This window comes from Pedobacter cryoconitis (assembly GCF_014200605.1).
In the GTDB taxonomy this organism is placed as follows: Bacteria; Bacteroidota; Bacteroidia; order Sphingobacteriales; family Sphingobacteriaceae; genus Pedobacter; species Pedobacter cryoconitis_B.
Genome location: NZ_JACHCE010000005.1, coordinates 98,524 through 114,912, shown reverse-complemented (window position 1 = coordinate 114,912; position 16,389 = coordinate 98,524). Strand labels below are relative to the sequence as shown.

Annotated in this window: 13 protein-coding genes; 8 read left to right on the top strand and 5 right to left on the bottom strand. The window is 38.3% G+C overall.

Going from position 1 to position 16,389, the window contains the following annotated elements:
* The first annotated feature begins 12 nt into the window (after positions 1 to 12).
* Positions 13 to 828, top strand: coding sequence for a methyltransferase, TIGR04325 family (locus HDE68_RS16125; RefSeq protein WP_183883258.1), 816 nt, complete (start codon positions 13 to 15; stop codon positions 826 to 828).
* A 27-nt stretch (positions 829 to 855) separates the two neighbouring features.
* Here HDE68_RS16125 and HDE68_RS16120 read toward each other — a convergent pair whose 3' ends face one another.
* Positions 856 to 2,463: a hypothetical protein gene (locus tag HDE68_RS16120; protein WP_183883257.1), complete on the bottom strand. Its 1,608-nt coding sequence runs from the start codon at positions 2,461 to 2,463 to the stop codon at positions 856 to 858.
* A gap of 210 nt (positions 2,464 to 2,673) precedes the next feature.
* On the opposite strand from HDE68_RS16120, the gene HDE68_RS16115 reads away from it, so the two are divergent.
* From HDE68_RS16115 to HDE68_RS16090, 6 genes are all read left to right on the top strand, one after another.
* Positions 2,674 to 4,539: an ABC transporter ATP-binding protein gene (locus HDE68_RS16115; protein WP_260171788.1), complete on the top strand. Its 1,866-nt coding sequence runs from the start codon at positions 2,674 to 2,676 to the stop codon at positions 4,537 to 4,539.
* 11 nt (positions 4,540 to 4,550) lie between these two features.
* Positions 4,551 to 5,732, top strand: a complete 1,182-nt coding sequence (locus tag HDE68_RS16110) for a glycosyltransferase family 4 protein (RefSeq protein WP_183883256.1) — start codon at positions 4,551 to 4,553, stop codon at positions 5,730 to 5,732.
* On the top strand, positions 5,722 to 6,705 hold the full coding sequence (locus tag HDE68_RS16105) for a glycosyltransferase family 2 protein (protein WP_183883255.1): 984 nt from the start codon (positions 5,722 to 5,724) through the stop codon (positions 6,703 to 6,705). The genes HDE68_RS16110 and HDE68_RS16105 overlap by 11 nt, the downstream gene beginning before the upstream one ends.
* Positions 6,706 to 6,721: 16 nt before the next feature.
* Positions 6,722 to 7,786: a hypothetical protein gene (locus tag HDE68_RS16100; RefSeq protein ID WP_183883254.1), complete on the top strand. Its 1,065-nt coding sequence runs from the start codon at positions 6,722 to 6,724 to the stop codon at positions 7,784 to 7,786.
* Positions 7,787 to 7,789: 3 nt separating this feature from the next.
* Positions 7,790 to 8,779: a UbiA family prenyltransferase gene (locus HDE68_RS16095; protein ID WP_183883253.1), complete on the top strand. Its 990-nt coding sequence runs from the start codon at positions 7,790 to 7,792 to the stop codon at positions 8,777 to 8,779.
* A gap of 597 nt (positions 8,780 to 9,376) precedes the next feature.
* Positions 9,377 to 10,654, top strand: a complete 1,278-nt coding sequence (locus tag HDE68_RS16090; RefSeq protein ID WP_183883252.1) for a hypothetical protein — start codon at positions 9,377 to 9,379, stop codon at positions 10,652 to 10,654.
* 22 nt (positions 10,655 to 10,676) lie between these two features.
* On the opposite strand, the gene HDE68_RS16085 is transcribed toward HDE68_RS16090, so the two are convergent.
* From HDE68_RS16085 to HDE68_RS16070, 4 genes are all read right to left on the bottom strand, one after another.
* Complete coding sequence (locus tag HDE68_RS16085) at positions 10,677 to 12,041, bottom strand: lipopolysaccharide biosynthesis protein (RefSeq protein ID WP_183883251.1); 1,365 nt, start codon at positions 12,039 to 12,041, stop codon at positions 10,677 to 10,679.
* 103 nt (positions 12,042 to 12,144) lie between these two features.
* The gene (locus HDE68_RS16080) at positions 12,145 to 13,008 is read right to left on the bottom strand and encodes a beta-1,6-N-acetylglucosaminyltransferase (protein ID WP_183883250.1); all 864 of its coding nucleotides are present in this window, start codon (positions 13,006 to 13,008) and stop codon (positions 12,145 to 12,147) included.
* Positions 13,009 to 13,126: 118 nt separating this feature from the next.
* The gene (locus tag HDE68_RS16075) at positions 13,127 to 14,821 is read right to left on the bottom strand and encodes a GMC oxidoreductase (protein ID WP_183883249.1); all 1,695 of its coding nucleotides are present in this window, start codon (positions 14,819 to 14,821) and stop codon (positions 13,127 to 13,129) included.
* A 6-nt stretch (positions 14,822 to 14,827) separates the two neighbouring features.
* Entirely contained in the window at positions 14,828 to 15,403 is a 576-nt protein-coding gene (locus HDE68_RS16070; RefSeq protein WP_183883248.1) for a gluconate 2-dehydrogenase subunit 3 family protein, read from the bottom strand.
* Between the two features lie 158 nt (positions 15,404 to 15,561).
* On the opposite strand from HDE68_RS16070, the gene HDE68_RS16065 reads away from it, so the two are divergent.
* Complete coding sequence (locus HDE68_RS16065) at positions 15,562 to 16,389, top strand: glycosyltransferase family 2 protein (RefSeq protein ID WP_183883247.1); 828 nt, start codon at positions 15,562 to 15,564, stop codon at positions 16,387 to 16,389.

Genomic DNA, 16,389 nt, shown 5'->3' with positions numbered 1-16,389 from the left:
AATAGCCTGCCTATGTTACATTATTTATTGAAAGAGCTTGTACCACCCCTATTACTCAACTTAAGATGGTACAGCTTCAAATATGGCTGGAAGGGTGCCTATAAAAGTTATGAGGAAGCCCGGCAGAAATGTACAGGTTATGATGAAGAACATATCTTGCACCGTATTATAGCCACTACACTTAAAGTAAAGAACAAAGAAATAGCCTACGAGCGTGATGGAATTGCTTATGATTCTGCACAAATGAATTTCCCGCTATTAAAAACACTTCTTTATATAGCCTCAAAGAATGATAACGAACTTACGCTGATTGACTTTGGCGGCTCTCTGGGTACTACTTATTACCAGAATATCCCCTATTTAAAACACTTAAAAAAATTACGGTGGTGTATTATTGAACAGCCAGAATTTGTGGAGGCCGGAAAAAAACATTTCGAAAACGAGCATGTTAAATTTTATACTACCATTCAGGAATGTATGGCTGAGCATAAGCCACAGCTTTTTTTGATCTGCAATGTACTTCAATATCTCGAAAAACCTTATGCTCTTCTGGATGAAGCAAAAGGTCTGGGAATCCCCTATGTTTTACTGGACTTTGTCGGCTATAATTACCAAAACAGTGATAGAATAACTATACAATTTGTTCCCCCTGTATTTTATGGGGCAGAGGCCTGTTATCCCTGCTATTTCTTAAACAAAGAAAAAGTAGAAGAGACCTTAAAGGAGAATTATGAGAAGAAATATGATTTCATCTCTGCAAATGAAAAATACTATGTGCAGCTAAGGCCATTTCGTTATGAAGGAGCTCTTTGGGAGCTCCTTCCGTAATTTTAATATAAAAAATGGCTTCAGTTGTTATAAAGCTTCAACGAATACTGGTGTTTCAGTGACATTTACGGTCAGCTTTCCATCATCAGTCCCAAAATCTTTATAGGTCATTTCATCAGCACCTGGTTTAAGATAATGAATACGTGCTTTTTTAGCTTTATGCAAATCAAGTACGTAATCTTCTCTTCTGTCTTTTTCGTCAGGAACAACTAAAACGTACATACTTTTATCACGGAATTTATATACATCAACCAAAGGGTCCTGATGAATCGTATTATCGTATATATATTCGCCCATTAATTTCGTTACCTGTAATAAATAGTCAGCAGCAGGCCTTCTTCTGCCATCCCCCAGCAAACCCGAAGTTCCAAATGGGTTCTTTGAATCAGCACCCGGCGCATCAGAATCATAAGCTTCATAAAAGAACACTCTGTTCAATCCATGTCTGGCATACATTAGCGATGTACGTAAAATCCAGTCTGCTTGTGTAAGTAATACCGTCTTCTCTCCTATTGGTTTTACCCCCTGAATACTTTCTTCTTTAAGATCATAACCTGTTTCAGTAGTCCAGACCTGCATATTTTTCCCTAATTCTGCAGCTAATTGTACAAAACTATCGGCAATCTGACCCATATTATTATTGGTCTCAGGCGCTACTCCCCTTTTACCGGAGATGAATTTTGCAAACCATTTTGTATTGTCATTCGAATACATGTGGAAATTAATCACATCAAAACATAAATCGACACTTCCATCTGGTTTGTAACCCCTGTTCTCTTTACACCACTCAATCATCTCACGAACAAACTTCACATCTGGTTTTGCAATTCCTCCCATTACTACCTGCATGGTAGGATCGGCAGTTTTCACACCAACACCTTTACCCAGTTTTCCTTTATCGCCATCATAAAATGCAGATAAATTAGCTGCATATTCTCTGCCTGTCTGTTCAGATTTCTTGCCTTTCCACCACTTATCCGGTTCATTGGCACATTCTACATATTTAACCAGGTTAAGACCTACTTTGACCTGATTGACCTGGTCTCCGCTCCATCTGGGTTTATGATTTAAAATCAATATGGAAGTATCAATATTTTTATTAGCCCCATATCTGGCTGCAAACTGGTAGATAGCTTTGGCCTGTGCGATATAAGATTTAGGATCATCTCTTTTTGCCCCATATTTAATCGGAATATTATCTGCATCACGCTGCCCTGCAGGATAAGTATTAAATAGCCAGTCTGGTGTATTTTTTAAGCAGGCAACCACCATAATACCTTCCAGTTTACAACGCGCATAAACAGCATCGTAATTCCAGCCCCCTCTTGTTGTTGGATTAAAAGAATAAAGCCCCTCCGAATCTTCTAATTTTTCCCAGTCCATATAATGACGCAACCCTGAAAATGACTTCATCAAATCTAATTTGGGCTCGTAAATTTTACTTCCGTCATTAGGATTATGCGGGTCCTGTAAAAAATCCCATTCGAAAGCATTGACCCCAAACAGATCTTTCATTTTAATCTGTTTATACTTTAATTTATTCACAGGTATTTCCTCCTGATCAGCCCGGCAGGAAGCGAACAGGACAGTCATTACAATCAGGGTAAAATATTTAGTTAAGGCGATTGGTTTCATTGTTTTGTTTAGAAAAATTAAAAGATTGAACACTAGAAAGATAATAATATATTCATAAAATCCCTTACTGCAATATTCAAAATACGATCCAAAAACGCATTTCCATATCTTATATCTAAAAATCAATCCATCAAAAGAATTAATTCTCTATTAAAAAAAAACAGATTAAACGGTTTGCAGAAAAATTTGTATAAATTTAAAAAGTAATAAATGAATCCAAAAACAGGCTCATTTATTGACTGTGCATTGGGAAACATTAACATTTTCATGGTTTACGCAATCAACCAAAAATTTCAAAATTTCAAAAGTAACTTAAATATAAAAAGAACCCTTGGGCTTATCTGGTCAATTGCGAAAGGGTGGACCATACTCTCTATCCTCGCAATTCTTACGGAGACTTTACTATTCTTCGTCTCTTTTTATTTACTCAAATTACTGGTAGACACCGTCTCAAAAAAAGACATATCATCTCTTGAACATGAGCATTTAATCCGGAATTATGTCATTGCAGCAGGTGCAGCGGCGGTTCTTTATGCGATGGTAAAAGGTATATCAAGTTATATTATAGAAGTTCAGGCCTCTAAAGTTGCCGCTTACATGGATGACAGAATACATGAAGCTGCTGTAAATCTTGATTATGCTTATTATGAGAGCCCCGATTATTTTGATATTTTAAAACGGGCCAAAGATGCCGGTGCCGACAAACCGAACCTGATTATCACCACCTTAATCGAACTCACCAAGAACAGTTTAAACCTGCTTGCTGTCGGCTCCATCTTACTCACCATTGACTGGTATTTGTTACCGCTCCTTGCCCTTTTTGTATTTCCAACCTTACTGGTCAGAATTCATTATGCAAATAAACTAAACCATTGGCGAATCAGTCATACTGCTATAGAGCGTCAGTCAGGTTACCTCAGTACATTAATCACTTCCGAAACAGCAGCCAAAGAAATCAGAGGTTATGGTTTAGGTAATTATTTCAAGGATATTTATCTTAAAATAAGATTAGAGCTTTTAGATAAAAAACTGACCATCAGCCACAAAAGAACTCAGGGTGAAGTACTCACCACGGCTATTGCAAGCATAGGATTTTTTGCCTGCATTGGTGTAATTGCAGTAGGAACCGTCAATGGGCGCACAAGTGTAGGTGATATTACCTTGTTTCTGGTCGCTTTCCCCCAGTCTTTCTCTTTAATGCAAAATATTTCAGGCGGTATCTCTATTGTTTACCAGAATAATGTATTTGTCAACAGTATTTTTGAATTATTTGATTTAAAAAACAAATTTCAGGATACTCCGTCGCCCATTCCTGTTCCCGCAAATGGCCTGGCTGATCTGGAATTGAACAATGTTTCTTTTACTTATCCGCATAGCGCATCACCTACATTAAAAAACATCTCACTCACCATTCCGGCGGGAAAAATAATCGCCATTGTGGGGCTCAATGGCGCCGGTAAAAGTACACTGATTAAATTATTATCGAGATTATATGATCCCACTGAAGGAAAAATAACACTCGGCGGACAAGATATCCGTTTATTTAAAACAACAGAATACCGCAAACAGGTCAGTACAGTATTTCAGGATTTTTATAAATATAATGTAAGCGTAAAAGATAATATCCGTTTTGGAGATTTAGAGAAACCACTCGAACAGACAGCAATCATAAATGCAGCCGTGAGCGCAGGGGCAGATGAATTTATAAAGGATTTTCCGGATGGCTATGATACTATTTTAGGCAGACTGTTTGAAGATGGGAAAGAAGTAAGTATTGGGCAATGGCAAAAACTGGCTATTGCAAGATCTTTCTACAGCGATGCAAATTTTCTGATTTTTGATGAGGCAACAAGTGCAATGGATGCACATGCAGAGAAAAAATTATTAGATTCCTTCAGGACTATTCTTGGAAACAGGGCTGCAGTGATGATCAGCCACAGGCATTCAGCCATTAAATATGCTGATTATATTTATGTCTTATCCGAAGGTGAGATATTACAAAAAGGTACGGATGAAGAGCTTCTGGCAACCGAAGGAGATTACTCCCGTTTATTTAAAAATAGTTTAAAAGATTAAGAAGATCGATTTTGGGTAAAGATAAAAAACTAGCAATTGTTACCTGTTGCCTGGATGACTGGGGTGGCAGTGAAGAGCTATGGGCCAAAAGTATAGCTATTTTAGATAACCAAAATCTCAAACGGATCACCATTTACAAAAACAAGATCAATCAGCAGCATCCGGAATTTGTCAAACTAAAACATAAAAACATCTTTTTTAAAGAGCTGATCCCTGAATTCAGCTTTCTAAAAAAAGGTTTATTCAAACTAATTGATGATTTTAATCGTCTGGGAAATAAGATCGGGATCTCAACTTATAACTGGAATAAGCCTGCAGGAAGATTATATCATCTTTTAAAATCAGATCAGCCAGATTTAGTATTGATCTCACAGGGGATCAATTTCGACGGACTGGTCTATGCCTGGCAATGTCTTAAATTGAATATTCCCTATATTATTGTTTCCCATAAAGCTGTGAATTTTTACTGGCCACAGCACAGTGACCGGTCTTATATGAAAGAGACTCTAATAAAGGCCGAAAAATGTCTTTTTGTATCCGAACATAACAGAAAACTCACAGAAGAACAGTTTGGTATCAGATTACCCAATAGTGCAATTGTGATGAATCCCGTCAAGACCAGGGGGCCTGTTATACCTTACCCTTTGGTATCAGATCACTATCGTTTAGCTTGTATCGGCCGTTTGTTTGTGATTGATAAAGGGCAGGACATCTTGTTAAGAGTTCTGGCACAGCCTAAATGGAAAGCAAGAAAGCTTAGTATTTCTTTTATTGGAAAAGGTCCCGATAAAGATGGACTGAAAGAAATGGCGACCCTGCTCGGAGTGGAAAACATTTCGTTTGAGGGTTACAACACAGACCTGAAAGACATATGGGCAAATCACCATGCATTAATCCTGCCTTCCCGGAGTGAAGGTTTACCGCTCACTATCATTGAGGCTATGTTTTTAGGTAGAATCGTGATTACGACTAATGCAGGAGGAAACACCGAACTCGTTGAAGACCAGGAAACTGGTTTTATTGCCGAAGCGAATGAAAAAGATTTAGATGAGGCCATGGAGCGTGCATGGCAAAAGCGGGATAACTGGCAGTCAATGGGCGCAAAAGCGGCCCGTCATATTGCTGGTCACATCCCTGAATTCCCCGAAAAACAATTTGCCAATCTCTTAAATAGTACTTTAAATGAACAATAATCCTCTGGTTTCAGTAATTATCCCAACCTACAACAGGGCAAATAAATTGCGGACAGCAATTGATAGTGTATTACGTCAAAGTTATACTCCCATACAATTGATTGTCATTGATGATGGGTCGGAAGATGAAACTGCTGTTTTAATGGAAGATTATAAAGAAGCACAATATATCATTCAGCAGCACAAAGGTCAGGCAGCAGCCAGAAATAATGGACTAAAGCACGCTGAAGGCAGTATTGTAGCTTCATTGGATTCGGATGATATATGGAATCCCGATTTTCTGGAACGCTGTGTCCATAAACTGGAGAAAGATAAGCTGGATTTCGTCTTTGCGAACTGGACCCAGGATGCCAGAGTTGGTGAAGCCTGGGACTTTTTAAGTGGAGATCCATTCTTAAAGCCTCATATAAAGGAAACTGAAGACCATTGGATTACCTTAACCTATCCCGAAGTACGTGGTATTTACATCGAAGCCTGTCCCTCTCCTTCCTCATCGGTAGTGATTCGAAAATCAAGTATTGTTTCTGGCTGGGATGAAAGAATAAATATTGGAGATGACTGGTGCATGTACCTGGATGTTATCCTTTCTAAAGAATGCAGGGTGGCTTTTACACTAGACAAACTATGGAGAAAAAGAATTGATAATATAAACATCTACGACGGCAGGAAAAGAAGTGAAGTCCTGAAGTATCTTTACATTGCAGATACCATGCTGATCATGGAGAAATTCGATAAGTTATTGACTCCGGGAGAGCTTTTACTGCTTCAAAAAAGATATATCGCCAGCCTGGTCGAACTAGCCAAACATGAACTGATCAGAGAATATAACTTAAAAGAATCTTACCGCCTGATTAAAAAATCAATGGCAGTTAATATTCCATTTACCTTAAAAATGATACCCGACATCCTGATGACGGGGCTAAGCAGAAAATATAAGGGGATAAAAGAAAAGAGAATGGAACAGCCAGCTTAATCTATAGGATACAAGGATGATGAACAGCTCAGCTATTAAAATAACTGCCGGAGAACTTAACCGTCATATTGATCATGGTATAGATTATCTGCATGAACATCAGTACCCTAATGGCGAATTTTGCTGTTATTATTCCCCTGACGACCACATGAAAGAATGGTGTGTGCCTGATAGCACAGTCTTCCCTGCTTCATTGATCGCAGCCTGTTTAATGCAGCTTAGAGATTCACCAAAAGTCAAAGAGATCCTTTCTTTAACCGCTGGCTTTTTAAGTTACCAGGTTATGCGCGGAGGGGTCTGGAATTTCTTCACCAAATGGAATCCCCTGTTTCAATACAGTCCTGCAGATACTGATGACACAGTATTTGCTTCCTATGTACTCAAATCGCTGCAGGTAGACTTTACTGACAACAGTAAACTATTGATGGATAACAGAAACTCCAAAGGCCTATTTTATACCTGGTTTGTATTAAGGCCTGCCATGAACTCTAATCTTAACTTTTGGAAAATCATGTCCAGAGAGCTGAAACGCCCGCTCAAATCAGTACTCTTCTGGTTTCAGCATGAAAGCAGCAGGAATGATATTGACGCAGTAGTCAATGCAAATATCCTTTTCTATTTTGGGTTGAATGAGCAGACCAGGGCTGTGGTCGATTATCTTTTGAGAATTGTAGCAGACAATAAAGAAGGTGATTCAGATAAATGGTATAAAAACCGCATTACTTTCTATTATTTTTTATCCAGAAATTATAAAACAGTAAAAGAGCTGGAACCTGCTAAGGAGCCCATCATCAAACGTATCTATGAAACTATAAGAGAAAATGGTGCCTTTGGTAACTCCGCATTTGAAACTGCATTGTCAATTTCTACACTGGCCAACTTCAATCACCGGGATGAACAAATGGACCGGGCCGTAGATTTTCTATTCAAAGCACAATGTAAATCGGGATGCTGGGAAAGACACGTATTTTTTTATTCTGGTCATCAAAAGGCAGTTGGCTGGGGATCAGAAGAAATCGTTACCGGCTACTGTCTTGAAGCACTGGCAAATTACCGGGGATTATTGACCAGTAAATCATAACAGATGAAGTTTTTAGAATTCACAAGATCTTCAGAATGGTGGGAATATAAAATGGTCCCCTTACTTTCAGTGGGCTACGCCACTCTCTTACTCCAGCATTACCCGATTACCCAGGCTATATTAAAACTGTTATTTTTATTATCAGCCGTCATCATCGGTGCAGTCTATGTCAGTGTAATCAATGATATTTCTGATATCAAAGAAGATGCGATCGCCGGAAAAAAAAACAGAATGGCCAGAATAAGTCCGCCCTGGCGAATAGCGATAGTGAGTTTATGTTTAATTACGGGGGTGATTAACGGCTATTTCATCTACCCGGATCGCTTAAGCCTCTTTTTCTATATCATGGCGTGGGTTGTATTTAGTCTTTACTCTCTGCCTCCTGTCAGGTTAAAGAAAAGGGGAATATGGGGATTACTTTGTGATGCTATGGGGGCCCACCTCTTTCCTTCTCTGTTTATCACCTCCAGTCTCCTGGAATTCAGCCATGCAGACAAAAATGTATTCTGGTATATTGCTGTAGGAATCTGGGCACTTTTTTACGGCCTGAGAGGAATATTGTGGCATCAGTTTTATGACAGGGAGAATGATCTGAAATCAGGTACAACAACTTTCGCCAGTGCTATCCGGCCCGAAAATTTTAAAACCCGGGAAGCAGTTGTTTTCAGTGTAGAGCTTATTGCCTTTTCCGGAGTACTATTTTTCATCTTTAACTTATGGATAGCTGTTTCAATAGGACTGTATCTGATATTAATCCGGATCAGGAAAACCTATTTAAACCATAAAATATGTTTAATCATTACCCCTGCCCATGCGCCACATCAGCTGCTGATGAATGACTATTACCTGGTTTTCTTCCCTTTATCTTTACTCTTCACGCTGAGTTTAAATCATCCATCCGGCTGGCTGGTTCTTTTCTTCCATCTTTTACTATTCCCCCGAAAAACACTTTTCGCCCTCAAAGATATAATAGCCTGCCTGAAAAGGAACTAAGATCCATCTCCCCTATATATACAAATCCATTTTCGTCAGACTAAAACCGGGAACAGGTTCTTTTAAACCTGCTTTGTTTAGTATTTCTGAGAAAATCTGACGTTTTTTAAAATCATCCTTTTAAAAGTGAGGCCTTATTTTGCTCTTTACCACCATAAACCAGGCAGGATTACTGGAATCAGGATCAAATTAAATCACTCATTACAAAGAATTTGAGTTTACTTTTCAAACGGCCTCTCTCCAAAATTAAAATCAACTATCAGTTACAAATTTATGAAGGAACAAAAATATTGATTAAAAAAAAAGCCTTAATCGACAATATTAACAATTACGGCACTGTTATTGATAACATAAAAAAAACCACAAAGCCTCTATAATTCAGGTTTCACTGAGTATTACGATCCCCATTTTTACACAGTTTGTATTATATATTTTACAATTTCATCAAAGCACATTTTTAAATCATTTTTTTTTATTATCATTGGCAAACACATTTTATAAGCCTTATAATTTTTTTTAAGCCCCTGTAAATTAGTGACATAAAAATATTTTATCCCATTAAGAAAAAATAAAGACGCTCACGCTAATAGTCTCAAAATGATAAAAAATTCTCATATACCCGCTCTCGCTGTTTTATTATTTATCACTTTTACAGCCTGTAAAAAAGGTGGAACAGACCCTGTTACACCAACACCACCAGTAGTAGTTAAACCCGGTGATACAACTGTTGCCCCGCCTGTTGTCATTGGCCGGGTATTGAATCTTGGAAATGGTTCAGGTGATTTGACAATTGATGGAAAAACCTTAAGTATTCAGCCTAATGACCTGATTAAAATCAAAGGTGGTGTTTATACAAGTATTAGTATCAGAAATATCAACGCCAGCAGCACAGTTAATGTACAGAATGATGGCCTGGTAGAAATAGCGGGTAGTAATGACCATATTTTACTGAACAATATCAGCAATCTGACTATATCCGGAACTGGTACACCTGGTATATCCAGAGGATTTGTATCCAGAGATAATGCTCAGCACAGATCAATAATTATTACGGGTGCCGCACAGAACCTAACCATACAAAACTTTGCTTTCAGGAATATTGGTGATTATGTAATTTATTTCAACAATGCACAAGGTGTATATGATGGAACTAAAGCTTCCTTCTCAGACCAGATTCATTTCCTTAATATTGATTGCGATAACACCGGAACATTTTTACAAATGCAGGGGGGAGTTGATAATGGAGTAATCACAGGTCTTGTTAGAAACCTGGAAATAGCCTATCTGAATTTTCAGAATTCTGACTGTGGGGCTGCTGTTATTGTGGACAATGCCGACGGATACAATATCCACCACAACACAGTAAACAATATCAACAGCAATAACAACAATCACAACGGAATTTTCACCGTTAAAGGAACCGGGGCTTTCCACCATAACCTAATTCATAACCACCAGGGAAATGCACTCAGAGCATGGGTAAGAAGTCTGGGCAGCACACCAAAACAAGTATTAATCTATAACAATACAGTAGTTAATTCAAGAAAATATTCAGCATTCGAAACACAGTCTTTCCAGAACGAAATTATATCCGGCGTAACTACTTATGCCAACTGCAAAGTCTACAGCAATATTTGCGGAGATCTGAACCTGAGTAAAGACTGGGTAGGTGTAGTTGTTGATGTCTATAATCTTTTCGGAGGAACCTGTGATGTCTATAACAATACAGGATTTAACTTCCCTGCTCCTAGTTTAACCAGCAATATTGTTAACCAGCAATCCGTAACAGTTCCTACTGCAACCAATAATGTCTATTATCCAAATGCAGCAAGTGCCGGGATAGCGAATACGGCAAATCTTACTATACAGCCTTAAACATCATTTAAAGAGAAGGTAATTAATCCTTAATTGCCTTCTCTTTATTCAATAAAGTAGCAGTTACCTGCTTGATCAGTAAAATAAGCTCCCTGTAACCAATCACATAGATATTCCAGAACCCAAACTTCGAATATTTATTCAGTGGATTATAGGCTATAATTACAGCTGTCAAAATAGGAAAGACATTGGCAATAGCTATAGAGTATACAGACTTGAAAAAGCGCAATCCAATATAATCTGCCAGCAAATTCACAGCAAGCATAACCAATATTTTATAGAAATTTATCTTTGGTTTATGGATCACATCGAGCGTTAACGCGAAGAAACGGTCTGCAGGATATAAAATACAGATACTCATAAAAATCCTGAAAAGATTAGGCGCTTCCGTATGGATGTATTTTTCCCCGCCAATCAGCAGAATAACAGGCTCTGCGAATATGATAGATAAAATAGCTATGATCACGATGACAATAGAAAGCATACCCACCATCTTTTTCATCACATGCATCATTTCTTCTTTCTGATTGTTGTTATAGTACCCTGCTAAACTAGGCATCCCAGAGGCTGCAAAGCTCAGTAATGGAATTTCGACAATCTGTATCAGTCTTCCACCCAGATTGTACACAGCCAGCGCTGAGGGGCCCAGAAAGAAGTTTATGAAAAAGGTATCTGTCACCTTAAATAAATTTGAGCTTACATTGGTTCCCATACTATATTTCCCAAAATGAAAGAGCTCAAGAAACGTCTTCTTAGTCACATTTCTTACGCTTCCAATCCTGGTCCATCCCAAAAACATCACAGCCAGACTTGCCGCCAGATTAGAGAGGATATAAGTAATGATAATTGAGGTCAGTGTTGACTTATTTAAAAGGGTCAGCGTAATTACTGTACCTGTAAATAAAACCTGATTAATCAGTCTGAGCCATAGCAGCCGGTCAAACCTTTTATCGCCCTGCACAATAAGGTTCGCCATAAATGAAGGCAGTGTAGCCAGCGATATCAACGAAAAATATTTCAGAAATAAAATCATCCCTTCATTACTGATATAGGATGACAGGAAGAAAGTAAGTAAGTTCAGCACAATCGAGCCTGCTGTAATGATCAGCGCAAGACACCATGCAGAACCTGCTACCTCTCTGGCCATACTTTCACTCGTACCAGAATAAAACTTTACAAAAGAAGTAGTTAAAAAACCCGATCTGAGTGTATCAATCAAAGCAAGTATAGTAGTGAAAAATACATAAATACCAATTTCCCTAACCGACAGTGCCCGATACAGCACTGCTATAGTAACCATTCCAAAAACTGCCATTACTCCATTACCAAGAAGAGATTGAAAGTGTATATTCTTAAACAGAGAGAGTATCTTTTTGATAAATGACATAGTTTAGTATAAATTATTAGGCGAATCCAATTCAGGATAATATGCAATAAAAAAATGAATAATCAGGTAAAATTCCATTATTGAGCTATTCAGTTTATGCAGATTAATTGGCTTGCATAACGCGTAAATCAAGAATATCCAGAATTCCGGCATCAACATCCAGATCAAACTTCCTGGCAAACAGCATTCCTGATTCAATTATTTTTTGATAATCATTCGTAGTTAAAATTTTAGGATGGGCCTCATTTCCAGACCAGTCTATATACCTGTGATTTTCATTAACCAGCTTATCCTGATAAGGTGAATTCATTAAAATACTGGCGATAATAAACTCATCACAACCCCAGGTCATTCTCAGAAAGCTGATCATTTTCGGATTAGCTTTGAAATAAGCAGAGATATAAATGGCACAAGCCGATGTAATTGTCCACCAGCACGATTTATTTCCTCCATATAAATCAAGAGAAACCGGGAATTTACGTTTGGAGACAATACGGTTAGCAATCTTCTGCACAAAATACTTCCCTTTAAAATCCATATCCGTGAAATGAAAATGTTCATAACGCATCACTGCATCAGTCCACCACGATGTATCATTTGAATGATCAAAGGATATAAAAGAATAACCCTGATTTTTATGAAAGAAATCATGGATTTCCTCAACTGGCTTAATCGGATAATCCTGCCCGCTGATCAGGTTAACAAAATCATAGACTATGCCTGTCTGCTGCAGGTGATCAATAGACCTGATCGTTGCTTCTACAATAGAAAATCCTCCCCAGTTGCATACCGTTCGGTTGCTGACAAAATAAACCTGTCCTATTTGCTCCAGATATTTAAATGCGTCGATACTGACTTTTTTATCCAGATGAATATAAAAGTCGAAATCCGGATGCCTCATTGCCCTGATCAGTTTTTCTAGCTGAGCCGGGTTTTTATGAGCGATAATAATATGGGCTATACGCATACGTTATTAAAAAAATCTACCTGAATATACCTTTTAAAATAAGGGTCAAAAAACTTATCTAAGGTAATTCTTATCTTAGAATAATATCTATTTTTTATTGCAGTTTACATTATTAAATTCAGATATTTCCCCGCTTTAACTCCTTTAGCGCATAATCACAGGCTCTGGCAGTCAATGCCATATAAGTTAAAGAAGGATTCTGGCAGGCAGAAGAAGTCATACAGCTGCCATCCGTGATGAATACATTTTTCACTGCATGCATCTGGTTATATCCATTCAACACAGAAGTTTTAGGGTCTCTGCCCATTCTGGCTGTTCCCATTTCATGAATCGTAGCTCCGCCTGGTTTATGATAATTAAATGTTTCTACCTCTTTAAACCCGGCATTGACTAACATTTCTTCCGAAGTTTTACTGATATCTTCCATCATTTTTATCTCGTTCTCCCGGAAAGAGAAATCAATCTCCAGTTGAGGCAAGCCCCATTTATCGGTCTCAGAAGAATGAAGGGTTACCTTATTATCATGATAAGGCAGACATTCACCCCAGCCCGCCATCCAGATACTCCATTTACCAGGATTAGTTAACTGTTTTTTAAAATCCTCTCCAAAACCAGGTTTAGTTCCAAGATCGCCCCATCCCTGTCTTTCTCCATCACCCTGTATATTATAACCTCTGATAAAATTAAGCCCTGAATCCGGGCTTAAATTTCTATAGCGCGGGATCAAAAACCCACAGGGTCTCCTCCCTTTATAATAACTGTCCTGATAACCATCGTGCACTCCGCTGGCACCAGCAGAAGAATGATGGTCCATTAAATTATGTCCAAGTTCACCGCTGTCATTACCAAAACCAGTAGGGAACCGATGTGATTTTGAATTTAAAAGTAAACCAGCAGTTGCAATAGTAGAGGCATTGACAAATATTATTTTAGCATAATATTCAAAACTTTCATTGCTCAGCGTATCAATTACCCTGACTCCTTTTGCCCGTTGTTTATCTGCATCATAAAGTAGCTCAGCAACGATAGAATAAGGTCTGAGTGTCAGATTACCTGTTTGGAACGCTGCAGGGATAGTTGAACTGTTACTGCTGAAATATCCGCCAAAAGGACAACCTCTCGAACATAAATTACGGTTTTGACAAGGTCCCCTGCCATCCCATCCCCTGGTCAGGTTTGCCACTCTGGCGATAGTCAATAATCTGCTCTGATCATTTTTCCGGATCGCATCTCCAAGGTGGCGCTCTATACAATTCAATTCCATTCCTGGTAAAAACTGTCCATCAGGCAACTGTGCAAGCCGCTCAGCCTGACCACTTACCCCAATAAAGCGTTCTGTATAATCATACCATGCTGCAATATCCTTATATCTCAAAGGCCAGTCAACCGCTATCCCATCTTTCAGGTTAGCTTCAAAATCAAGGTCACTTAACCTGTAGCACTGTCTGCCCCAGGTGAGCGATCGTCCGCCAACCTGGTAACCTCTGATCCAGCTAAAGGGTTTGGTTTCAATATAGGGATGCTCAGTGTCATTTACATAAAACAGTTCATCTCCTGCGTCTGTATGCGGGCTCTGTCTTGGACTTTCACGCATTTCCTTTATGCTATGATTTAAACGATGAGGAAAATCCCAGGGATTTAGATTTGCGGTAGGGTAATCGACAAGGTGTTTCACATCCCTTCCCCTTTCCAGCAGTAAAGTTTTCATCCCCTTTTTGCATAATTCCATAGCAGCCCAGCCTCCGCTAATGCCTGAACCGATCACTATTGCATCATAAGTAGCTTTACTTTCCGAACTCCCTGTTTTATACATTAATGGTTATTTTGTTGCCCAGGATTTCTGGTTTTTTGTTAATGGGATACATGAGGCATACGTCCCTGGAATATAATCATAGGCAAGCCCTCTTGTTGCCCCCGGCTGAGAAGTACAGTACCCTTCTACAGTAAGCTGTTTAAGGATAATGAAAAAGGGCATTCCAAAAACTTTATTATTGACTTTACTTATAATTTTCAGCTTATACAAAGACTTAGCTTCATAATACTTTAATATTTCCTGCTTTTCACTTTTTGAACAGGCTATAAAATTACGGTTATAGTTTTTATGGGTATATATTTCAAGATCAGCCAGGCCATTTAAAAAATTATGCTGGTTTTTGGGCTCTGTACAAAACTTCATCATATCCACAATAAAATCCTCCACCTGAGCATCTTTAGCCCCGGGAGTATCAGTTTTGGGGATTATTACCTCGGCCAATTCAGCTATCAATGCTTTCTTTTTGTGAAGCTGACTCACATCAGCAACAGAATTAATGGCAATCCATTTATAAAATGAAAAGGAAGAAATCCCAACAGATACAAAGACAATAAGACCTTTTATTGTAGTCCTTCTATCCATTTAAAATTTGAGTTAGCTAAATATGCCATAAATATATATAAAACATCGATTCAAAAAGAATTCAGATGATACATAGTATTCAAAAGTCCTGCCATAAACAGGTTTAATTCACCAATCATTTATTATATTAGTCAAAATTTCAGAAAGAATAAGACCTAATGAGACCCATAGCCATACCAAAAAATATATTGAAGTACAATAAAGGAAGAGCGGAGCTGTCTCCGGAAATTTCTGGTATTGCAGAACGGTTCAATCAGTTAAAAAGCGAAACGCCTTTAATTTCTATCATTATTCCTGCATATAATGAAGAAGAAAACATTTTAAAGACGCTTTATTCTCTCTCGCAAACAACTACCAAACATCGCATTGAGGTTATTGTAGTGAATAATAACTCGGCAGACGATACAGAAACCCTCGCAAATGCCTGCAGTGTAACTTGTGTAAATGAAAAAAAACAGGGCATCACCAATGCACGTAATGCCGGACTTCAGATTGCCAGGGGCGAATATGTGATTAATGCCGATGCCGACACTATTTATCCGCAAGGCTGGATAGATGATATGGTTAACCCCTTAATTACAAACCAGTCTGTTTCTCTTACTTATGGTAAGTTTTCTTTTGTCCCGATAGCAGGAACCCCAAGACTCGTTTATTTTTTCTATGAATATATTTCAGACTTCAACAGAACTATCTGCAAACTATTCAAAGAAGAAGCCTTGAATGTTTATGGTTTTAATTCAGCCTGCCGCAGATTGCAATGTCTGAGTGTAGATGGATTTAACCACCCTCCAGGTACAAATGAAGATGGATGGCTTGCTATTAAACTCAGAGAAAAAGGTTATGGACAATTACATTGGGTAAAATTTACCAGAAGTATTGTATGGACAACTGACAGAAGAATTCAGATAGACGGTGGTCTGTATAAAGCTACTTATGACAGACTTGTCAAAAACCTGAAATTCAACAGTTTTAAAAAACAGAACTAA